The organism is Streptomyces sp. TLI_55 (assembly GCF_900206255.1).
Taxonomy (GTDB): Bacteria; Actinomycetota; Actinomycetes; order Streptomycetales; family Streptomycetaceae; genus Streptomyces; species Streptomyces aquilus.
On record NZ_OAOJ01000001.1, the window covers coordinates 6,370,913 to 6,391,548 of the forward strand.

At 69.7% G+C, this 20,636-nt stretch carries 17 protein-coding genes; 9 read left to right on the forward strand and 8 right to left on the reverse strand.

Translation table 11 applies throughout. The annotated features are described in order from the left end of the window. The first annotated feature begins 3 nt into the window (after window positions 1-3). A complete protein-coding gene (locus CRP56_RS29580) occupies window positions 4-1,959 on the forward strand; it encodes a kelch motif-containing protein (protein WP_097269104.1) in 1,956 nt (651 codons plus the stop codon). Window positions 1,960-1,971: 12 nt separating this feature from the next. Here CRP56_RS29580 and CRP56_RS29585 read toward each other — a convergent pair whose 3' ends face one another. Continuing rightward, window positions 1,972-2,958: a glycoside hydrolase family 6 protein gene (locus CRP56_RS29585; protein WP_097269106.1), complete on the reverse strand. Its 987-nt coding sequence runs from the start codon at window positions 2,956-2,958 to the stop codon at window positions 1,972-1,974. A 153-nt stretch (window positions 2,959-3,111) separates the two neighbouring features. Further along, window positions 3,112-4,092: an ArsR/SmtB family transcription factor gene (locus CRP56_RS29590; protein ID WP_097269108.1), complete on the reverse strand. Its 981-nt coding sequence runs from the start codon at window positions 4,090-4,092 to the stop codon at window positions 3,112-3,114. Between the two features lie 82 nt (window positions 4,093-4,174). Between CRP56_RS29590 and CRP56_RS29595 the strand changes: the two genes are divergently transcribed. Together CRP56_RS29595 and CRP56_RS29600 are read left to right on the forward strand one after the other, a co-directional pair. Further along, window positions 4,175-5,434 carry an MFS transporter gene (locus CRP56_RS29595; RefSeq protein WP_097269110.1) on the forward strand — a complete coding sequence of 420 codons (1,260 nt, stop codon included), beginning with the start codon at window positions 4,175-4,177 and terminating at the stop codon, window positions 5,432-5,434. A gap of 21 nt (window positions 5,435-5,455) precedes the next feature. After that, complete coding sequence (locus tag CRP56_RS29600) at window positions 5,456-5,965, forward strand: MarR family winged helix-turn-helix transcriptional regulator (protein ID WP_097269112.1); 510 nt, start codon at window positions 5,456-5,458, stop codon at window positions 5,963-5,965. Window positions 5,966-6,135: 170 nt separating this feature from the next. Here CRP56_RS29600 and CRP56_RS29605 read toward each other — a convergent pair whose 3' ends face one another. Further along, window positions 6,136-6,477 (reverse strand): DUF3817 domain-containing protein, encoded by a 342-nt coding sequence (locus tag CRP56_RS29605; protein ID WP_097269114.1) that lies wholly within the window; start codon window positions 6,475-6,477, stop codon window positions 6,136-6,138. Between the two features lie 64 nt (window positions 6,478-6,541). Between CRP56_RS29605 and CRP56_RS29610 the strand changes: the two genes are divergently transcribed. Continuing rightward, entirely contained in the window at window positions 6,542-8,242 is a 1,701-nt protein-coding gene (locus CRP56_RS29610; RefSeq protein ID WP_097269117.1) for an acyl-CoA mutase large subunit family protein, read from the forward strand. An 18-nt stretch (window positions 8,243-8,260) separates the two neighbouring features. Here CRP56_RS29610 and CRP56_RS29615 read toward each other — a convergent pair whose 3' ends face one another. Further along, window positions 8,261-8,890 carry a TetR/AcrR family transcriptional regulator gene (locus CRP56_RS29615; RefSeq protein ID WP_097269119.1) on the reverse strand — a complete coding sequence of 210 codons (630 nt, stop codon included), beginning with the start codon at window positions 8,888-8,890 and terminating at the stop codon, window positions 8,261-8,263. Between the two features lie 235 nt (window positions 8,891-9,125). Here CRP56_RS29615 and CRP56_RS29620 point away from each other — a divergent pair, with 235 nt between their 5' ends. The 4 genes from CRP56_RS29620 (at window position 9,126) to CRP56_RS29640 (ending at window position 13,384) form a co-directional block, all read left to right on the forward strand. Beyond that, on the forward strand, window positions 9,126-10,109 hold the full coding sequence (locus CRP56_RS29620) for a tetratricopeptide repeat protein (RefSeq protein WP_097269121.1): 984 nt from the start codon (window positions 9,126-9,128) through the stop codon (window positions 10,107-10,109). A 647-nt stretch (window positions 10,110-10,756) separates the two neighbouring features. Further along, complete coding sequence (locus CRP56_RS29630; protein WP_097269123.1) at window positions 10,757-11,389, forward strand: DUF6230 family protein; 633 nt, start codon at window positions 10,757-10,759, stop codon at window positions 11,387-11,389. A 137-nt stretch (window positions 11,390-11,526) separates the two neighbouring features. Further along, entirely contained in the window at window positions 11,527-12,096 is a 570-nt protein-coding gene (locus CRP56_RS29635) for a DUF6114 domain-containing protein (protein WP_097269125.1), read from the forward strand. Beyond that, window positions 12,086-13,384, forward strand: a complete 1,299-nt coding sequence (locus CRP56_RS29640) for a hypothetical protein (protein WP_097269127.1) — start codon at window positions 12,086-12,088, stop codon at window positions 13,382-13,384. The genes CRP56_RS29635 and CRP56_RS29640 overlap by 11 nt, the downstream gene beginning before the upstream one ends. Window positions 13,385-13,482: 98 nt before the next feature. Here the strand turns inward: CRP56_RS29640 and pyk are convergent, their stop codons facing one another. The 3 genes from pyk to pta all read right to left on the reverse strand — a co-directional run bounded on the left by pyk (window position 13,483) and on the right by pta (window position 18,300). Continuing rightward, window positions 13,483-14,913 (reverse strand): pyruvate kinase, encoded by a 1,431-nt coding sequence (gene pyk, locus CRP56_RS29645; RefSeq protein ID WP_097269129.1) that lies wholly within the window; start codon window positions 14,911-14,913, stop codon window positions 13,483-13,485. An 82-nt stretch (window positions 14,914-14,995) separates the two neighbouring features. Then, window positions 14,996-16,210 (reverse strand): acetate kinase, encoded by a 1,215-nt coding sequence (locus CRP56_RS29650; protein ID WP_097269131.1) that lies wholly within the window; start codon window positions 16,208-16,210, stop codon window positions 14,996-14,998. Further along, window positions 16,207-18,300: a phosphate acetyltransferase gene (pta, locus tag CRP56_RS29655; protein WP_097269133.1), complete on the reverse strand. Its 2,094-nt coding sequence runs from the start codon at window positions 18,298-18,300 to the stop codon at window positions 16,207-16,209. Before pta ends, CRP56_RS29650 begins: the two co-directional genes overlap by 4 nt. Window positions 18,301-18,514: 214 nt before the next feature. Between pta and CRP56_RS29660 the strand changes: the two genes are divergently transcribed. Beyond that, on the forward strand, window positions 18,515-19,540 hold the full coding sequence (locus CRP56_RS29660; protein WP_097269135.1) for an ATP-dependent 6-phosphofructokinase: 1,026 nt from the start codon (window positions 18,515-18,517) through the stop codon (window positions 19,538-19,540). 29 nt (window positions 19,541-19,569) lie between these two features. Here CRP56_RS29660 and CRP56_RS29665 read toward each other — a convergent pair whose 3' ends face one another. Then, a complete protein-coding gene (locus tag CRP56_RS29665) occupies window positions 19,570-20,295 on the reverse strand; it encodes a transcriptional regulator (RefSeq protein WP_097274585.1) in 726 nt (241 codons plus the stop codon). Window positions 20,296-20,636: the final 341 nt, after the last annotated feature.

The following is a 20,636-nucleotide window of genomic DNA, read 5'->3' on the forward strand; positions in this document are numbered from 1 at the left end:
GCCATGGCCTACCAGCCGTCCCAGAAGACCAAGAAGACCGTCCTCGGCATCGGCGGCATCGCCCTCCTCGCCGGCCTCAACGCCCCCGCCGCACTGGACTTCGCCGAGAAGCAGTACAACGCGTACAAGATCGCCCAGCCCGAGTACCAGGCGAAGTACGGGAGTTGGGCCACCGTCGACATCCCGGAGGAGTACCGCACCAACGCCATCCACGCGGCGCTCCTGCACACCGGCAAGGTGCTGATCGTCGCGGGCTCCGGCAACGAGCAGAAGAAATTCGACGAGGGCTCCTTCGACACGATCCTGTGGGACCCGAAGACGGACACCTTCAAGAAGATCCCCACGCCCGACGACTTCTTCTGCTCCGGGCACGCCCAACTCCCCGACGGCCGCCTGCTGGTGGCCGGCGGCACCGCGCGCTACGAACTCCTCGACGGCGAGATCGACCGGGCCGGCGGCGGCATGCGGGTGAAGAACGAGAACCCCGACAAGGCGATGGTCCTGAAGAAGGGCACCCGCTTCCGCTCGCCCGCCGGGGTCGAGTACGTCACCAAGTTCGACGTCACCGTGCCGAAGGCGCAGAAGAAGTTCAAGATCACCTACAACGCCCGCGGTGTGATGCAGCCCTGGCAGACGAAGGTGACGGCCTCCGAGGCCCGCGTCTTCGTGGAGGCCGTCGAGAAGGGCCCGATGTCGGTCACCGAGAAGCAGGCCCAGTACGAGGTCGTGGGCCTGAAAGGCAAGGACGCAGACAACGTCTACGGCCTGTCGGAGAAGATCACCCTCGACAAGCAGGACTTCCAGGGCATCCGTGCCGCCTACGAGTTCGACCCGGTCGCCGAGCGGTACATCCCCGTCGACCCGATGGACAAGGCGCGTTGGTACCCGACCCTCGTCGGCCTCGACGACGGCCGTGTCCTCGCGGTCTCCGGCCTGGACGACGTCGGGGTGATCGACCCGGGCGACAACGAGATCTACGACCCGAAGACCAAGAAGTGGTCCCGTGGCCCCAAGCGGTACTTCCCGACCTACCCCGCGCTCTTCCTCACCAAGGGCGGCAAGCTCTTCTACCCGGCCTCCAACGCCGGTTACGGGCCCGCCGACAAGGGCCGCGAGCCGGGCCTGTGGGACCTGAAGACCAACACCTTCGAGAAGGTCCCGGGCCTGCGCGACCCCGAGGAGACGGAGACCTCGGCCTCCCTGCTGCTGCCGCCCGCGCAGGACCAGAAGGTGATGATCCTCGGCGGCGGAGGCGTCGGCGAGTCCAAGAAGTCGACCCCGCGCACCGCGGTCGTCGACCTCAAGGAGGACAACCCCGTCTTCAAGGACGGCCCCAACCTGCCCCAGGGGACCCGGTACTTGAACAGTGTGATCATGCCGGACGACACCGTCTTCACCTCGAACGGCTCCGAGGACTACCGCGGCCGCAGCGCCAGCAACATCCTCAAGGCGCAGTTCTACGACCCCAAGAAGAACGTCTTCCGCGAGGCTGCCGCCCCGACGGTCGGCCGCAACTACCACTCCGAGGCGCTGCTGTTGCCCGACGGCCGGGTCGCCACCTTCGGCTCCGACCCGCTCTTCGACGACCAGCAGAACACCAAGCTGGGCCACTTCGAGCAGCGCATGGAGGTCTTCACACCGCCCTCCCTGCACCGCAACGCCGCCAACCGGCCGACGCTGAGGGACGGTTCGCGGACCCTCCCCGACAACCACCGCGTGACTTACGGCACCGACCACCCCGACCGGATCGCCAAGGCCCGGCTGATGCGGCCGAGCGCGGTCACCCACACCACCGACGTCGAGCAGCGCTCCATCGAACTGGGCCTGACCAAGGGCGCGCACGCGGTGACGGTGGAGGTGCCGAAGGACCGGACCCTGGTCCCGCCGGGCTGGTACATGCTGTTCGTGACGGACGCGGACGGCACGCCGTCGGAGGGGAAGTGGATCCAGGTGAAGTGACCTGGAAGCGACTTACGATCCCTGGGCGTTGCGCGCGAGGCCCAGGGCGTACTCCGGCCACCACTGCCCGGCGTCCGGACCGCCCTCACAGGTGCCGTCCGACTCGCCGGGCCGCTTGACCCAGAGGTAGGCGTCGAGGGCGGGCTCGTCGGTCTTCGTGGTCGGCCGGGTGCCCAGGGCCCTGCCGGGCGGGTTGCACCACGCGCCCGGCAGCGGCCCGTTGCCGTTGCGGCTGGAGTCGATGACGAAGTGCTTGCCGCCGAGCTCCCCGGACAGCCGGACGCCGTACTTCTTGGTGACGGCGTCCGTCTGGAAGTTGGAGACGTTCAGCGAGAACCCGTCCGCCTGCTCCACCCCGGCCCGCTTCAGCGGCTCGACCAGCTTCCCCGGGTCCTTGATCCACGACGGGTTGCCCGCGTCCAGGTACACCTTGGTGTTCGGCTGCTGCTTGAGCCGGGCGATCGCCTCGCCCAGCAACTCCTCGCGCTCCGCGTGGTACTCGCCGGGCGTGCACCCGTCCACGAGGTGCGCGACGGCGTCCGGCTCCAGCACGACCAGCGCCTTGGCGTCGCCCAGCGCGTCGGCGAACTTCCCGATCCAGGCCCGGTAGGCGTCCGCGTCGGCGGCCCCGCCCGCCGAGTGCTGGCCGCAGTCGCGGTGCGGGATGTTGTACGCCACGAAGAGGGCGGTGCGGTCGGCGGCCTTCGCCGCCGTGGTCGCCGCCCGCACGGTGGGGGCGGGGTCGATCTCGCCGGCCGGCCACAGCGCGGCGGGCTGATCGGCGATCTTCTGGAGCAGCGCGGCGTCCGCGGTACGTCCGTCCCGCCGCCACAGTTCGATCTGCTCGGCGGCGGGGCTGGCCGGGTCCACCCAGAACGGGGAGTTGGCATCCGGGCTTGCCCCGGCGACGGAGGCTTCGTCGAGGTCGGGGGTGGGTGAGCAGGCGGTGATCAGGGTGAGGAGGGTGAGGGCGGCGAGGGTTTGGGTCAGCCGGGGCATGCTGCTCCCTTGCGCAAGGGTGACTGTTTGGAGGCGTTTTGTCGCCAATCGTTACATGTGGGGTGGGTTTGTCATCGACTAAGAGCTCGGGGCGGAGGGTGGTGTGTCGGGTGCGGGCTTGTCGTGGTTGGTCGCGCAGTTCCCCGCGCCCCTTTAGGGCGTTGCAGTCAGGGCGATGCCCAGTGGGGTTCGTTCGTAGAGGACCTGGTGGCCGTAGCGGCGTGACGTGAGTAGGCCTGACTCGCGCAGGATCGTCAGGTGTGCCGACACCGATGACGGGGCCAGGCCCAGGCGGTGGGCCAGGGCTGTGGTCGTGGCGGGTTCGTCCAGGGCCGTCAGGACTGTTGCTCGGCCGCGGCCCAGGAGGCGTACGAGGGCGTCCGGGGTGCGGTCGGTGGGGGTTGTCCACAGGCCGCCGATGCCTCGTGCCGGATAGACCAGCATCGGTTGCCAGGGTGGGTCGAAGCCGCTGATCACGTCCGGCCAGACGAAGACGCTGGGCATCAGGACCAGGCCCTGACCGGCCAGGTGCCGCTCGTGCCGGCCGTTGGTCTCGATGGTCAGCGTGCCCGCGTCCCAGCCGCACCGCGGGTTGATCTCCGGCAGCAGCCCGCCGAGCCCCACCTCGGCCAGCCGCCGGGAGTGGAACGCCACGTCCGCCTCCAGCAGGGCGCGCAGCCGGGGCCAGTCCGGTGCGATGAGCCGGTGCCAGACCTCCTCCAGGGCGTCCGCCAGCTCCCGCACCATCCGCGCAGGATCTGCCAGCCAGGCTCGGGCGTACGGCGACTCCAGCGCACCCGGGGTGTCCGCGAGCGACTTGGCGGTGTCCTCGCGGGCGGCCTTGGGATCGGCGGCGCGGACCGCGGCGATCTCCTCCTCGAAGGTGGCGGCCGGCCCGGTGGGCGGTGGGCACAGCCAGTCCGGGGAGTGTCCGCGGCGGGGCATCAGCAGCCAGAGAGGGGTGAGGTCGAGCGTGGCGGCGGCGTCGCGGATGCGCCGCAGCCAGGGCGCGTGATAGCCGTGCCGGTCGGACCGCTTGAGGGTACGGACCGCGTCCTGCGTCTCCCACAATGGCGACAGGGCGAAGCGGCAGCGGAGGAAGTCCTCCTCCCCGAAGTGCAGGTGTGACGGCATGGGGCCTCTCTGCCGGCGCCGGAAGATTCGGCTGGTGCCGAAACTCTAGGGGGCGGGAGCGGCGAAGGGCCACGCTCTGCCCATGACGGACACCCTCAGCGCCCCGCCCACCGGTTACGCCCGCGTCTTCGCCGTACGCGAGTTCCGCGCGGTCTTCGCCGCGCACCTGCTGGCACTGCTGGGCGTGGTGGTGGCCGAGATCTCGCTGTCCGTCCTCGTCTACGACCTGACCGGCTCGCCTCTCCTCAGCGCGCTGGCGTTCGCGCTCGGATTCCTGCCGTACGTCGTCGGCGGCACCCTTCTCGCCGGGGTCGCCGACCGTTTCCCGGCCCGGCGGGTGCTGGTGCTGTGCGACCTGGTGTGCGCGGCGTGTGTGCTGCCGATGACGCTGCCGGGCGCGCAGATCGGGGTGCTGCTCGGGCTGCGGTGCGCGTTGGCCGTGGTGTCGCCGGTGTTCGCGGGGACGCGGATGGCGACGCTGGCGGACATCCTCGGGGACGGGGATCTGTTCGTGCTGGGGCGTTCGCTGCTGCGGATCGTGTCGCAGGGTGCGCTGCTCGCCGGGTACGGCGTCGGCGGGGTGCTGCTGACCGTCGTATCGCCGCGGCACGCTCTGCTGATCACGGTGGTCACGTTCTGTGCGTCGGCGGGGCTGCTGCGGTTCGGGACGCGGCGGCGGCCCGCGCGGGCGGCGGCGGGCGGGAACGCGCTGGTGGCGGATTCGCTGAGGGGTGCGCGGCAGGTGCTGGCGGACCGCAGGGTGAGGGTGCTGCTGTTCCTGTTCTGGGTGCCGCCGATGTTCGCGGTGGTGCCGGAGGCGCTGGCGGCGCCGTACGCGGACGAGCTGGGCGCCGGTTCGGTGGGGCTGGGGCTGCTGATGTGCGCGCTGCCGGTGGGGACGATCGCGGGCGAGCTGTGGGCGGGGGCACGGCTGCGGCCGGCGGCGCGGGAACGGGTCGCGCTGCCGCTGGTGTGCGTGACGCTGCTGCCGTACGTGGGTTACGCCCTGCGGCCGGGGCCGGCGGTGTCGCTGCTCCTCCTCTTCCTCTCGGGCGCCGGGTCGGCGTACACGCTGGGCCTGGACCAGTGGTTCGTGCGGGCGGTGCCGGAGGGGTTGCGGGGGCGGGCGATGACGCTGCTCACGGCCGGGCTGATGACGATCCAGGGGGTGGGGATGGCGCTGGCGGGGGTCGTGGCGGAGTTCGCGGGGGTGGCGTGGACGGTGGCGGGGGCCGGGGTGGTGGGGGCGGTGGGGTGTGCGCTGCTGGCGGCGGAGGCGCGGCGGACGGGTGGGGAGGCGACGGCCCGACCGAATGCCAAGACGGGGCTGACCACGATGTGACCGGCCGGTAAGGTCAGTGGCGTGCCGAAGCCCCTCAGTCTCCCCTTCGATCCCATCGCCCGCGCCGACGAGCTCTGGAAGCAGCGCTGGGGAAACGTGCCGTCGATGGCCGCGATCACCTCGATCATGCGGGCCCACCAGATCCTGTTGGCCGAGGTCGACGCGGTGGTCAAACCGTACGGACTGACCTTCGCGCGCTACGAGGCGCTGGTCCTGCTCACCTTCTCCAAGGCCGGCGAGCTGACCATGTCCAAGATCGGGGAACGTCTGATGGTGCATCCGACGTCGGTGACGAACACGGTGGACCGCCTGGTGAAGTCCGGCCTGGTCGACAAGAAGCCCAACCCCAACGACGGCCGCGGCACGCTCGCCGTCATCACGGACAAGGGCCGCGAGGTCGTGGAGGCCGCGACCCGCGACCTCATGGCCATGGACTTCGGCCTCGGCGTGTACGACGCGGAGGAATGCGGCGAGATCTTCGCGATGCTGAGACCCCTGCGGGTGGCGGCGAACGACTTCGACGAGGACTGACCTTCGCGGGTCAACGTGCGCGGGCTGCTCGCACCTGAAGGTGATCTTCCCTGTGCATGATCGATCCGGCGGCGAGGGATCGCGGCGACCTTCTCCAAGTTCTGCAACTGGAGGATCGACTTCGCCTACGCGGCGCGCCTCGGCGCAGCGACTTCATCACGGAGTGAGGCTCACGCCGCGGCGGTCTTGGCGGGTGCGTTCTCGGTGATGAGCGGCGTGACCTCACGGGTCACCTTGCGCTCCACGAAGAAGGCGGCCGTCGGGACCGTGCCGGCCAGCAGGACCCAGGCGAGGCGGCCCAGCGGCATCTTCGCCTTGGTGCCCAGGTCGAACGCGAAGACCAGGTAGAGCACGTACAGCCAGCCGTGGGCGATACCGACACCGGTGACGAAGGCGTCGAACCCGTCCAGGCCCAGCACCCGCTTCCCGATCACGCCGATCGTCAGCAGGATGAGCAGCACGGCGGTGACGTAGGCCATCACCCGGTAACGGGTCAGGACGCTCTTTTTCATGCCGTCGAGAGTAACGGGTGGGTCGCCGTCGACATTTACTAGGACGTCCTAGTAAATTTGGAGTATGGACGCTGACGCCATCGAAGAGGGCCGCCGTCGGTGGCAGGCCCGGTATGACGGTTCTCGTAAGCGGGAGGCCGACTTCACCACGCTCTCGGGGGATGCCGTGGAGCCGGTGTACGGGCCTCGGGCGGGGGATCGTTACGAGGGGTTCGAGCGGATCGGGTGGCCGGGGGAGTTTCCGTTCACCCGGGGGCTCTATGCGACCGGGTATCGGGGGCGGACGTGGACCATCCGGCAGTTCGCGGGGTTCGGGAACGCCGAGCAGACCAATGAGCGGTACAAGATGATCCTCGCGAACGGGGGTGGAGGGCTGTCCGTCGCCTTTGACATGCCTACCCTCATGGGGCGGGACTCCGATGATCCGCGGTCTCTCGGGGAGGTCGGGCACTGCGGGGTCGCCATCGACTCCGCCGCCGACATGGAGGTGCTGTTCAAGGACATCCCGCTCGGGGACGTCACCACCTCCATGACCATCAGTGGGCCTGCCGTTCCTGTCTTCTGTATGTATCTCGTTGCCGCCGAGCGGCAGGGGGTCGATCCCGGGGTGCTCAACGGCACGCTCCAGACCGACATCTTCAAGGAGTACATCGCCCAGAAGGAGTGGCTCTTCCAGCCCGAGCCCCATCTGCGGCTCATCGGGGACCTGATGGAGTACTGCGCCGCGGGCATTCCTGCCTACAAGCCTCTCTCCGTGTCCGGGTACCACATTCGGGAAGCCGGTTCTACCGCCGCCCAGGAGCTCGCCTACACCCTCGCCGACGGGTTCGGGTACGTGGAGTTGGGGCTCTCGCGCGGGCTCGACGTGGAGGTGTTCGCCCCTGGGCTGTCCTTCTTCTTCGACGCCCACGTCGATTTCTTCGAGGAGATCGCCAAGTTCCGGGCGGCGAGGCGGATTTGGGCTCGGTGGATGCGGGACGTGTACGGGGCCCGCTCCGAGAAGGCTCAGTGGTTGCGGTTCCATACGCAGACCGCCGGTGTGTCGCTGACCGCCCAGCAGCCTTACAACAATGTGGTGCGGACCGCTGTCGAGGCGCTCGCCGCCGTCCTTGGCGGCACCAACTCCCTGCACACCAACGCCCTCGACGAGACCCTCGCGCTGCCCAGTGAGCAGGCCGCCGAGATCGCCTTGCGGACCCAGCAGGTGCTCATGGAGGAGACCGGGGTCGCCAACGTCGCCGATCCGCTGGGTGGTTCCTGGTACGTCGAGCAGCTCACCGATCGCATCGAGGCCGACGCCGAGCGGATCTTCGAGCAGATCAAGGAACGGGGGCTGCGGGCGCACCCCGACGGGCGGCACCCCATCGGGCCCGTCACGTCCGGGATCCTGCGCGGGATCGAGGACGGCTGGTTCACCGGCGAGATCGCCGAGTCCGCGTTCCGGTACCAGCAGGCCCTGGAGAAGGGGGAGAAGAGGGTGGTGGGCGTCAACGTCCATCACGGCTCCGTCACGGGGGATCTGGAGATCCTGCGGGTCTCCCACGAGGTCGAGCGGGAGCAGGTGCGGGTGCTGGGCAGCCGTAAGGCGGCGCGGAACGACGCCGCGGTGCGGGTGGCGCTGGATGCCCTGCTCGCCGCCGCGCGCGACGGGTCCAACATGATCGAGCCGATGCTGGACGCGGTGCGGGCCGAGGCGACGCTGGGCGAGATCTGCGGGGTGCTGCGGGACGAGTGGGGGGTGTACACGGAGCCCGCCGGGTTCTGACGGAGAGGCGCCGGGGTGTCACGCCGTCTGTGACGCCCCCGTCAACCCCAGCAGCAACACCCGCGTGAACCCCCGTACCCACTCCTCGTCCGCCGGTTCCGCGCTCACCAGCGTGCGGTGGACCACCGCGCCCGCCACCACGTCGAAGATCAGGTCGACCGTGCGGGCGGCCTCCTCGGGGTCGGACTCCGGGGGGAGTTCGCCGCGTGTCTGGGCTCGCGCGCGGCCCTCCAGGACCAGGCGCTTCTGGCGGTCGACGATCGAGGCGCGGATGCGTTCGCGCAGTGCGTCGTCGCGGGTCGACTCCGCCACCACCGCCATCAGTCCGCTCTTCGCCTCCGGACGCGCCAGGATCGCCGCGAACTGGAGGACCACGCCCTCGATGTCGGCGGCCAGCGTGCCGCGGTCGGGCATGCGCAGTTCGTCGAAGAGCTCGGCCACGGCGTCCACCACCAGCTCGTTCTTGCCCGGCCAGCGGCGGTAGATCGTCGTCTTCGCAACCGCCGCCCGCGTCGCCACGTCTCCCAGCGTGAGCTTGGACCAGCCCAGCTCCACCAGCGCCTCCCGCGTCGCCGCCAGGATCGCGGCGTCCGCGGCGGCGGAGCGGGGGCGTCCTGTGGCGCGTGGGACGGGAGGGGGGCTCTGCATCCCCCGACCATAACTGCCGATTCCTGTGAAGCCGTGAGGGAGATCACCGGAAGGCAGTCGTCAGAAGGCACTCAGTGCCATTACGCTACGACTCGTAGCGAAACCACTGGCGTGGGGTGGGGACCCGGCGTCGCACATCGCAGGACCGGTACTGGGCGCCACAGAACCGGTGCAGAGCCTGACCGGCTTTCATCATGCTTTTCACCTACGCGCGCGAACGGGGGAGGATAGGCGCATGCAGCCACGGAACATGTCCATGAGCGGAGTCGTCGACCTCGCCGCGGTGAAGGCGGCCCAAGAGGCCAAGGCGAAGGCGGAGCAGGCGCGGGCCGAGGCCGCGCGGCAGGGCGGGGGCCCGGGGGCCGTGTCGCCCGCCGATCTCGTCATCGACGTCGACGAGGCCGGGTTCGAGCGGGACGTCCTGCAGCGCTCCACCGAAGTGCCCGTCGTCATCGACTTCTGGGCCGAGTGGTGCGAGCCCTGCAAGCAGCTGAGCCCGGTCCTCGAGCAGCTCGTCGTCGAGTACAACGGCCGCCTCCTCCTCGCCAAGATCGACGTCGACGCCAACCAGATGCTGATGCAGCAGTTCGGGGTGCAGGGCATCCCGGCTGTGTTCGCCGTCGTCGCCGGGCAGGCGCTGCCGCTCTTCCAGGGCGCCGCCGGCAAGGAGCAGATCCAGCAGACCCTGGACCAGCTGGTGCAGGTCGCCGAGCAGCGCTTCGGGCTGACCGGCCTCACCGTCGACCCCGACGCCGCCCCCGGTGCCGCCCAGGGCGCCGCCGCCCCGGCCGTTCCCGCCGGGCCCTACGACGCCCTCCTGGAGGCCGCCGTACAGGCCCTGGACGCGGGCGACTTCGGCGGTGCCGTCCAGGCGTACAAGAACGTACTGAGCGACGACCCGGGCAACACGGAGGCCAAACTCGGCCTCGCCCAGGCCGAGTTGCTGCACCGGGTGCAGGGGCTCGACCCGCAGCAGGTGCGCCAGGAAGCCGCAGCGAAGCCGGCCGATGCGCAGGCGCAGGTCGCCGCGGCCGATCTCGATCTGGTCGGCGGTCATGTGGAGGACGCCTTCGGGCGGCTCATCGAGACCGTGCAGCGCACCGCCGGTGACGACCGGAACGCCGTACGTGTGCGGCTGTTGGAGCTCTTCGAGGTCGTCGGGCCCGATGACCCGCGGGTGATCGCGGCGCGCCGGGCGCTCGCGCGGGCGCTGTTCTGACCGGGGCGAGGCCCCCGTTCTGAGCAGCCGCTAAACACCCGGGCATGTGGTGCCCGAGTGAAAGATTTGCCGATGGAGCGTCACTGCGGCCGCGCTTTACCAAAACTTGGTAATCGCGGCCGCTGTTACTGCAAGTAAGTTCTGGACGTTGTTCTGTCGGTTTTTGTCCATCCGTCAACGTCTTTGTCCAGCCCCTCGGAGCTACCCGGAGTCGTCGGCCGAGACCAGTGGGTCGTTGTTCGGTTATCCGGCCGTTACTACCGAGTAACGAAGCCCCTTGTGCGGGCGGCGAGAATGCACCACGATCGGCGACGCTCGGTCCATTCCCCGTACCCCGACAGCCGGTCGGGCACGCGGGAACTCCTGGGTCCCCACCGAGCAGAGCCGGCGGCAGTGGCGCCGACTCTTGGACAGGGGGGTCTTCGCCCACCCGGCGAAGCCTGTCCAGGTTGTGCGTGATGTGCGTCAGGCGCGACCAGTGGTTGTCGCTCGGGGGTGATCGCCGGTGATCGGTGCGCGGTTCGCGCCTGAGTACGGGCGCTCCCCTTCCCGAGGACGTAGCACTTCTCCCATCCCTGCCCGGCTGAGCCGTCTTGTTCGACAGGGGCAGTCAGGGTCAGGAGATGTACGTCCGAGAAGGAGGAAATATGGAGTCCCAGGTGCGTGGCGGGACCAGATGGAAGCGGTTCGCCGTCGTGATGGTGCCCAGCGTGGCCGCCACGGCAGCGATAGGTGTCGCCCTCGCGCAGGGCGCTCTCGCCGCGTCGTTCAGCGTGTCGGGTCAGTCGTTCAAGGTGACGACCGACCAGCTCGACGGCAAGGGCTTCGTCCAGTACGGAGCCATTGACTCGGGTTACACCATGAGCGGCCAGAAGACGGCCCACCCGGTCGCGGTCTCGGGCTTCAAGTCCGCGACCATCAAGAACCTGTGCCAGTCGGTTGTCACCCCTGACATCCCGCTGCTCGGTTCGGTCAGCCTCATCCTGAAGGCCGGCGGTGGCGACACCCCGGTCGAGGCCGAGAACCTGTACATCGACGTCGCGGACCTCAGCGCCGACGCCACCTTCCACGGCATCGACATCGGTGTTGCGGCCAAGGACGCGGCCAAGGGCCCGGGTATCGCCAAGGGCGACACCACCAACCCGTACGGGTTCGCGCAGCAGGCCGACTCGGTCACGCTGACCGGCGTGAAGCAGACGGCGTGGGCGACCACCGCCGGAACCTTCAAGCTCAGCGGCCTGAAGATGTCGCTGGCGACGGGTGTCAAGGAGTGCTACTAAGCACTCGCTGACGGGCGGGGGAGCCGGTGGCGCCCCCGCCCGTCCACTCTCCGGCGGCTGTTCGCACCTTCTCCACAAGCGGCCGCACGACGCACAACTCACCACCACAGCAACGCCGTGACAGGGAGCTGTTTTCCATGAGCGCCGAGACTCCTGCCGTACCCGGCCGCGATGAGCACTACCTCCGGGTCGCCAAGCGGAAGTTCCGCGGCTGGCGGGGTGACCGGCCGTTCTGGGCCGGCCTGTTCGTCATCCTCGGCGGACTCCCCATCGCCTACTTCCCGTACGCAAACCTCCAGATCGGCCATCTGACGCTGGCGATGGCCACCACCGCGGGCGCGGGATCCCTGATCATCGGCGTGCTGCTGGTCGTCCTCGGCGTCAGCCTCTGGTTCCAGAAGCACGTCCGCACCTTCGCGGGCGTCGCGGCGATCCTGCTGGCCCTGGTGTCCATCCCGGTCTCGAACCTCGGCGGCTTCCTCATCGGCTTCCTCTTCGCCCTCGTCGGCGGAGCGATGGCCGTGGCGTGGGTGCCGGGCGAGGCGCCCGAGGCGCAGCCGGTCCCGGAGGCCAGGGCGGAAGAGAGCGACGCGCCCCAGGGCGCGGTCCCCACGCTCTCGAAGGACGCGCACGACTTCGGTGAGCCGAACGATCTGTCAGGAACGAGCCCGGCGAACGGGGCGAACGGGAGGCACAGTGCCGGCTGACGAGGTGACCCACGGGACTGATGTGGACGAGTCCCGTGTGAGAACCGGGCCGCGCCACGCGGCACCCAAGAAGCCGCTGTTCACCCGGTTCCACATGCCGGCAGGCAAGGCGATAGCCCTGGCGGCGATGCCGACGGCGGTCCTCATGGGGATGGGGTTCACGCCGACGCTCGCCAACGCCGAGGACCAGCCCGCCGCCAAGAGCCTTACGGCGGACGAGTACAAGGACTGCGTCGCGGCCCTGGCGGACGGCGCGTCCGCGTCGGCCACGCCGTCCGCGAGCCCGAGCGACTCCAAGGACGAGGCGACGCCGACCCCTTCGGCCTCCGAGACGAAGGACGCGGGCTCCGGCTCCTCGGACTCCGGTTCCTCGGGCGGCTCTTCGTCGGATTCAGGTTCCGACGACGAGGCCACGCCCACGCCGTCCGCGTCCCCCTCGAGCGCGCCGCAGTCGGGCTCCACGGCTACGCCCACGCCCTCGGCCTCCGAGAGCAGCGGCAATGTGCTGGACCAGATAGGCGACGCCATCACCGGCATCTTCACGGGTGGCGAGAGCGCGACGCCGTCCGCGAGCGCCAGCCCGACGCCGTCCGCGTCGCCCTCGGCCTCGGCGAGCGACGACAAGGGCTCCGGTGACACCAAGGACGACGCGGGCGACGCCGTCAAGGACACCACCGAGAAGGTCACCGACACGGTCAAGGACACGACCGACAAGGCGACCAAGGCGGCCGAGGACACCACCGACGCGGTGAAGGAGGCGGCCGAGGAGGCCACCGCCGGCCCGTCGCCGTCCGCGAGCTCCACCACGGACCCGGACGACTGCCCGGTCGCCACGGACGCGGAGGGCGGTGTCGACAACAACGTGCCGCTGCCCGACGACCCCTGGTACCTGAACGCCAGCTCGCTGCTGCTGAAGGGCGCCGACTACAAGGGCATCGTCGAGGTGAAGACGGCCAACGGCACCAAGAAGAAGGTGCTGAAGTACGTCATCTCCGACGGCACCGACATCGGCGACCTGCACCAGACGGTCAAGGACGAGCAGTCCGGCAAGACCTACCACGTGCAGGCCGGCAAGGGCACGACGTCGACCATCCGGGACGGCCAGACGGTGATGTACACGGAGTCCATCTCCGGCAACCTGCTGGGCCTGATCCCGATCACGTTCGACCCGGACAACCCGCCGCCGCTGAACATCCCGCTGATCTACTTCACCAAGGTGAAGGTCGTGCAGGCCGGCCAGTTCGGCGGCACCCTGCACATACCCGGGCTGCATCAGTACATCGACTGAGCGCCCCCGTAAGCCCGTTCGGGAGCCGCACAAGCGCTGAGGGCGCCCCCTGTCGCAGGGGGCGCCCTCAGCGTCGTACAAGAGCCTTGGTGGCTGCGTCAGTTGGTGCCGCCGCCCGCGATGTGGTGGACGCGGAGCATGTTGGTGGTGCCGGGGACGCCGGGGGGCGAGCCGGCCGTGATGATGACGATCTCGCCCGGGTTGAAGCGGTTGATCTTGGCGATCTCCTGGTCGACCATGTCGACCATCTCGTCCGTGGTGTTCACGAACGGCACCACGTGCGACTCCACGCCCCAGCTGAGGGTGAGCTGGTTGCGGGTGTTCTCGTCGGTGGTGAAGGCGATGATGGGCTGCTGGGCGCGGTAGCGCGACAGCCGGCGGGCCGTGTCGCCGGACTGCGTGAAGGCCACCAGGCCCCGGCCGCCCAGGAAGTCCGCGATCTCGCAGGCGGCGCGGGCGACCGAACCACCCTGCGTGCGCGGCTTCTTGCCCGGGACGAGGGGCTGCAGGCCCTTGGAGAGCAGCTCCTGCTCGGCCGCCTGGACGATCTTCGACATCGTCTTGACGGTCTCGATCGGGTACGCGCCCACCGAGGACTCCGCCGACAGCATGACCGCGTCCGCGCCGTCCAGGATCGCGTTGGCCACGTCGGAGGCCTCGGCGCGGGTGGGGCGGGAGTTGGTGATCATCGACTCCATCATCTGGGTCGCCACGATCACCGGCTTGGCGTTGCGACGGCACAGCTCGATGAGCCGCTTCTGCACCATCGGGACCTTCTCGAGCGGGTACTCGACGGCGAGGTCACCACGGGCGACCATCACGGCGTCGAACGCCATCACGACGTCCTCCATGTTGTCCACCGCCTGCGGCTTCTCCACCTTGGCGATGACGGGGACCCGGCGGCCCTCCTCGTCCATCACCTTGTGGACGTCGGCCACGTCCTTGGCGTCCCGGACGAACGACAGCGCGACCATGTCGCAGCCCATGCGCAGCGCGAAGCGGAGGTCCTCGACGTCCTTCTCGGACAGCGCGGGGACGTTCACCGCCGCGCCGGGCAGGTTGATGCCCTTGTGATCGGAGACGACACCGCCCTCGATGACGATCGTCTTGACCCGTGGGCCGTCGACGTCCAGGACCTTCAGCTCGACGTTGCCGTCGTTGATGAGGATCTGGTCGCCCCGGGAGACGTCACCGGGCAGGCCCTTGTAGGTCGTCCCGCAGATGGTCTTGTCGCCGGGGACGTCCTCGACGGTGATGACGAACTCGTCACCGCGCTCCAGCTCCACCGGGCCCTCGGCGAAGGTCTCCAGCCGGATCTTCGGGCCCTGGAGGTCGGCGAGGACACCGATGGCCTTGCCGGTCTCCTTGGCCGCGGCACGGACGCGGTCGTACCGGCCCTGGTGCTCGGCGTGGCTGCCGTGGCTGAAGTTGAAGCGGGCCACGTTCATGCCGGCTTCGATCAGGGACACGAGCATTTCGTGGGAGTCGACCGCGGGGCCGAGAGTACAGACGATTTTCGAACGGCGCATGGGACGATCCTATCGGTTTGTTTCGCCGCGGAATATTCCGTCTGGCGGAAGATACAAATGGGCGGCAATGCGCTCAGGCGTGTTACTGCTGTGTATTTCTTCCGACCAGTGCGTAGGTCTGAGTGGCGATCTCCAGTTCTTCGTCGGTCGGTATCACGGCGACGGCCACGCGCGCGTACTCCGGAGAGATCAGCCGCGGCCGGTCACCGCGTACGGCGTTCAGCTCGCTGTCCACCGCCAGGCCCAGCTCGTCCAGGCCCGCCACCGCAGCCTCCCGCACCGGACTCGCGTTCTCGCCGACTCCCGCTGTGAAGGCGACCGCGTCGACCCGGCCGAGCACGGCGTAATAGGCGCCGATGTACTTCTTCAAACGGTGAATGTAGATGTCGAAGGCGAGTTGCGCCTCCTCGTCACCCTCGTCCACCCGGCGGCGGATCTCGCGCATGTCGTTGTCGCCGCACAGCCCGATGAGACCGCTCTTCTTGTTGAGAAGAGTGTCGATCTCGTCGATGGACATTCCGCCAACCCGCGCCAAATGGAAGATGACGGCCGGATCCAGGTCACCGGAACGCGTACCCATCACCAGTCCCTCCAATGGCGTCAGCCCCATGGAGGTGTCCACGCACCGGCCCCCGCGGACCGCCGAGGCGGAGGCCCCGTTCCCGAGGTGCAGCACGATGACGTTCACGTCCTCGGGGGCCTTGCCCAGCAGCTTCGCCGTCGCCCGGGAGACGTACGCGTGCGAGGTGCCGTGGAAGCCGTAGCGCCGCACGCGGTGCGCGTCGGCGGTCGCGGTGTCGATGGCGTAGCGGGCGGCCGACTCCGGCATCGTGGTGTGGAAGGCGGTGTCGAAGACGGCGACCTGCGGCAGGTCGGGGCGGAGCGTCTGCGCGGTGCGGATGCCGGTCAGGTTGGCGGGGTTGTGCAGCGGGGCGACTGGGATCAGCCGCTCGATCTCGGCGAGCACGGTGTCGTCGACGACGGTCGGGGCGGTGAAGCTCTGCCCGCCGTGCACGACCCGGTGCCCGATGGCGGCCAGCTCGGGGGAGTCGAGCCCCAGCCCGTCCTTGGCCAGCTCCTCCGCCACGGCCTTCAGCGCGGCCTCGTGGTCGCGGATCGGCCCGGACCACTCGCGGGTGGCGCCGGACTCGACGTGCGTGTGCTTGAGCCGGGAGGTCTCCTCGCCGATCCGCTCGACGAGCCCCACGGCCAGCCGGCTGCTGTCGCTCATGTCGAGCAGCTGGTACTTCACCGACGAGGAGCCGGAGTTGAGGACGAGGACGCGGGAGGGACTCACTGCTGGGACGCCTTCTCGGTGGGGGACTGGGCCTGGATCGCCGTGATGGCGACGGTGTTGACGATGTCCTGGACGAGCGCGCCCCGGGACAGGTCGTTGACCGGCTTGCGCAGCCCCTGGAGGACCGGGCCGACGGCGATCGCGCCGGCCGAACGCTGCACGGCCTTGTAGGTGTTGTTGCCGGTGTTGAGGTCGGGGAAGATCAACACGCTGGCCTGGCCGGCGACTTCGGACTCCGGCAGCTTGGTGGCGGCGACGGACGGCTCGACGGCGGCGTCGTACTGGATGGGCCCCTCGATCTTCAGGTCCGGCCGCCGCAGCCGCACCAGCTCGGTCGCCTCGCGCACCTTGTCGACGTCGGCGCCCGAGCCGGACGTACCCGTGGAGTACGACAGCATCGCGATCCGCGGCTCCACGCCGAACTGCTCGGCGGTCGCGGCCGACTGGATGGCGATGTCGGCCAGTTGCTCGGCGTTCGGGTCGGGGTTCACGGCGCAGTCGCCGTACACCAGCACCTTGTCGGCGAGGCACATGAAGAAGACGGACGAGACGATGTCGGCGTCCGGCTTGGTCTTGATGATCTCGAACGCCGGCCGGATGGTGGCCGCGGTCGAGTGCACGGAGCCGGACACCATGCCGTCCGCGAGCCCCTCCTGGACCATCAGGGTCCCGAAGTAGTTCACATCGCTGACGACGTCGTACGCCAGCTCCACCGTCACGCCCTTGTGGGCGCGGAAGCCGGCGTACTTGTCGGCGAAGGAGTCGCGCAGCTCGGAAGTGGCGGGGTCGATCAGCTGGGCGTCGCCCAGGTCGATGCCGAGGTCGGCGGCCTTCTTGCGGATCTGGTCCGCGGGGCCGAGCAGGGTCAGCTCGCAGACCCCGCGGCGCAGCAGCACCTCGGCGGCGTGCAGGACGCGGGCCTCGGTGCCCTCGGGCAGCACGACCCGGCGCTTGTCGGTGCGGGCCCGCTCCAGCAGCTTGTGCTCGAACATCATCGGCGTGACGCGGTCGCTGCTCGGCGCGGAGACCCGCTTGAGCAGGTCGCCGGTGTCGACATGGCGCTCGAACAGACCGAGCGCGGTCTCCGCCTTGCGTGGCGTGACCGCGCTCAACTTCCCCTCCAGGGAGAAGAGTTGCTCGGCGGTGGGGAAGCTGTTGCCGGGCACCGAGAGGACCGGGGTGCCGGGGGCGAGGCGGGCGGCGAGGGTCAGGACGTCGTCGCTCGGCACCTCGTCGAGGGTGAGCAGCACACCGGCGATCGGCGGGGTGCCGGCGCTGTGCGCGGCGAGCGAGCCGACGACCAGATCGGCCCGGTCGCCCGGTGTCACGACCAGGCAGCCCGGGGTCAGCGCCTTGAGGAAGTTCGGCAGCATCGCCCCGCCGAACACGAAGTCCAGCGCGTCCCGGGCGAGCCCCGCGTCGTCGCCGAGGAGCACCCGGGCGCCGAGGGCGTGGGAGATCTGGGAGACGGTCGGCGCGGCGAGGGCGGGCTCGTCCGGCAGCACATAGCAGGGCACGGGCAGCCGGGAGGCGTCGAGGCGCTCGGCTATGAGGTCGCGGTCCTCGCGGGCGACCCGGTTGGTGACCATCGCGAGGACGTCGCAGCCCAGGCCGTCGTAGGCGCGGTAGGCGTTGCGGGTCTCGGCGAGCACGGACTCGGCCGGCTGCTTGCGGCCGCCCACGACGGGGATCACGGACGCCCCGAACTCGTTGGCGAGGCGGGCGTTGAGGTTGAGCTCGTCCGGGACCTGGGTGTCGGCGAAGTCGGTGCCGAGGACGAGGACGACGTCGTAGTCCCGCGCGACGCGATGGAACCGGTCGACCAGCGTCGAGACCAGCTCGTCCGTGCCCTGTTCGGCCTGGAGGGCGGACGCCTCGTGGTAGTCCATCCCGTAGACCGTGGCCGGGTCCTGGGAGAGGCGGTAGCGGGCGCGTAGCAGCTCGAACAGGCGATCAGGGCTGTGATGCACGAGGGGCCGGAAGACACCCACCCGGTCGACCTGCCGGGTCAGGAGTTCCATGACCCCCAGCTCGACGACCTGGCGGCCGTCGCCGCGGTCGATACCGGTCACGTACACACTGCGGGTCACGCGTGCTCTCCGTTCCGTCGGATGTTTCGGCTGTCTCGGCGAGGGGCCGCTCGGGGTCATAAAAATCGCCCACCGGGGTGAGCGAAACCCTCTTGACAATACCTCTCTCGATGGTTAAGGCGCCCGTCAAAACCGGATGCGGCAGCGCACTGTGGGACGTGGAAGAATCGGACACGGCTCACCGGTATCCACAGCGAGCAGGAGACACAGCACGATGCGCATCGGAGTTCTGACCGCAGGCGGCGACTGCCCTGGCCTGAACGCAGTGATCCGGTCGGTCGTGCACCGAGCGGTCGACAACTACGGCGACGAGGTCATCGGCTTCGAGGACGGCTACTCCGGCCTGCTGGACCGCCGCTACCGCGCACTCGACCTCGACAGCGTGAGCGGCATCCTGGCCCGCGGCGGCACCATCCTCGGCTCCTCCCGCCTGGAGCGCGACCGTCTGCGCGAGGCCTGCGAGCGGGCCGAGGACATGGTCGCGGACTTCGGCATCGACGCGCTGATCCCGATCGGCGGCGAGGGCACGCTGACGGCGGCCCGCATGCTGTCCGACGCGGGCCTGCCGGTGGTCGGCGTCCCGAAGACGATCGACAACGACATCTCCTCGACGGACCGGACCTTCGGCTTCGACACGGCGGTGGGCGTGGCCACGGAGGCCATGGACCGCCTCAAGACGACCGCCGAGTCCCACCAGCGCGTGATGGTCGTCGAGGTCATGGGCCGGCACGCGGGCTGGATCGCCCTGGAGTCCGGAATGGCGGCGGGCGCCCACGGCATCTGCCTGCCGGAGCGCCCCTTCGACCCGGCGGACCTCGTGAAGATGGTCGAGGCGCGCTTCGCGCGCGGCAAGAAGTTCGCGGTGATCTGCGTGGCCGAGGGCGCGCACCCCGCCGAGGGCTCCATGGACTACGGCAAGGGCGAGATCGACCAGTTCGGCCACGAGCGCTTCCAGGGCATCGGTACGGCGCTGGCGTACGAGCTGGAGCGCCGGCTCGGCAAGGAGGCCAAGCCGGTGATCCTGGGTCATGTGCAGCGGGGTGGCGTGCCGACGGCGTACGACCGGGTGCTCGCGACGCGGTTCGGGTGGCACGCGGTGGAGGCGGCGCACCGGGGTGAGTTCGGTCGTATGACGGCTCTGCGCGGGACGGACATCGTGATGGTGCCGCTGGCGGAGGCGGTGACCGAGCTGAAGACGGTGCCGAAGGATCGGATGGACGAGGCGGAGTCGGTCTTCTAGGTCGTTTCTCGTTTCTTTCTGGGGTCTGGCTAGCCGGTGATCTCCTGGACGTTCGTCCAGAAGTGATCGACGATCCGGTCGAGGAATTCCTGGCCGGAGGCGCCGGCGCCATTGTCGCTGTCGCCTCCGCTGCCGTTGGCGCCCCAGCTGAGTGTGGCCATCATCTGCCCCTGGTACTGCCGGTGCAGCTCCTGGAGGGCGTCCTCCAGGAGTCGGCGGTCCAGGGGCACGATCTTGCCGACCGGGCGGACGTAGGCCTGCCAGCGTGTGGTGACCGCGCTGCGCAGATGCTCGGCGAGGCGCGGCTCGCGCCCGGTGACGGTGACGAAGTCCGGCAGGTCGAGTTCGAGCAGTTCGGCGAGGGTGGTGGCCTGGCGTTCGGTGCCGCGCCAGTCGTTGTTCTCCTCCATCCGCAGATAGGCGAGGATCTCCAGGCCCAGGGCGCGGGCGACGTCGTCGGGCGCGAGGCCGCGGGTGATGCGGTGCTCGCGCAGGGTCCGCGGCCGCCCGATGAGCTCCCCCGGCGAACACCACAGCACGCCCGCGAGGGCGGTCAGCTCCGGGCTGGTCGGCGAGACCATGCCGCGCTCCCAGGCGACCACGAGGTCCGGGGTGACGTACGGCATCCCGTACGAGGCCCGCATGCCGTAGGCGACATGCTCGGGCCCCATGTTGAGGGCGGCTCTGAGGCGACGGGCGGCGGGGGCGTTGAAGGGAGGGCCTGGCTGGTTCGGGAGAGCTGGGGGTCGGCGCACGGGAGCAACGTAGGGGGGCGGGGCTTCGGTGACTACGGTCTGTTCGGCCAGGATCACGGATTGTAGGAACGTACGGTTTCGGCCAGGGGTTCGGGTGGCTGGTGATCGACGGTCGGGGTGGCTGTGGTGGCTGTCGGGGGCGGGGGTGGGAGGGCGGCGGATTGAGGTGCGGAGGGAATGGCAAGGTAGAGGGGCATATGCGCGGGGGCTTGGCGGGGCTTGGCGGGGGCGAGCTTCTGGTGCCTCGCGATGGTTGGGGGCGGCGGGGGGCGCGGGGCTCGAAGGCGAGTGCGTTGTGGTCAACAGGGCAAATCGGACGCGTGAGGGGCGGGAGTCTGCGG

Bases quoted from the DNA above. Each gene is read 5' to 3' on its own strand.
- CRP56_RS29635 (WP_097269125.1), top strand. From the start codon at position 11,527: ATGAGCGCCGAGACTCCTGCCGTACCCGGCCGCGATGAGCACTACCTC.
- CRP56_RS29630 (WP_097269123.1), top strand. From the start codon at position 10,757: ATGGAGTCCCAGGTGCGTGGCGGGACCAGATGGAAGCGGTTCGCCGTC.
- CRP56_RS29620 (WP_097269121.1), top strand. From the start codon at position 9,126: ATGCAGCCACGGAACATGTCCATGAGCGGAGTCGTCGACCTCGCCGCG.
- pyk (WP_097269129.1), bottom strand. From the start codon at position 14,913: ATGCGCCGTTCGAAAATCGTCTGTACTCTCGGCCCCGCGGTCGACTCC.
- CRP56_RS29590 (WP_097269108.1), bottom strand. From the start codon at position 4,092: ATGCCGTCACACCTGCACTTCGGGGAGGAGGACTTCCTCCGCTGCCGC.
- CRP56_RS29610 (WP_097269117.1), top strand. From the start codon at position 6,542: ATGGACGCTGACGCCATCGAAGAGGGCCGCCGTCGGTGGCAGGCCCGG.
- CRP56_RS29595 (WP_097269110.1), top strand. From the start codon at position 4,175: ATGACGGACACCCTCAGCGCCCCGCCCACCGGTTACGCCCGCGTCTTC.
- CRP56_RS29660 (WP_097269135.1), top strand. From the start codon at position 18,515: ATGCGCATCGGAGTTCTGACCGCAGGCGGCGACTGCCCTGGCCTGAAC.
- CRP56_RS29605 (WP_097269114.1), bottom strand. From the start codon at position 6,477: ATGAAAAAGAGCGTCCTGACCCGTTACCGGGTGATGGCCTACGTCACC.
- CRP56_RS29585 (WP_097269106.1), bottom strand. From the start codon at position 2,958: ATGCCCCGGCTGACCCAAACCCTCGCCGCCCTCACCCTCCTCACCCTG.
- CRP56_RS29615 (WP_097269119.1), bottom strand. From the start codon at position 8,890: ATGCAGAGCCCCCCTCCCGTCCCACGCGCCACAGGACGCCCCCGCTCC.
- CRP56_RS29580 (WP_097269104.1), top strand. From the start codon at position 4: ATGGCCTACCAGCCGTCCCAGAAGACCAAGAAGACCGTCCTCGGCATC.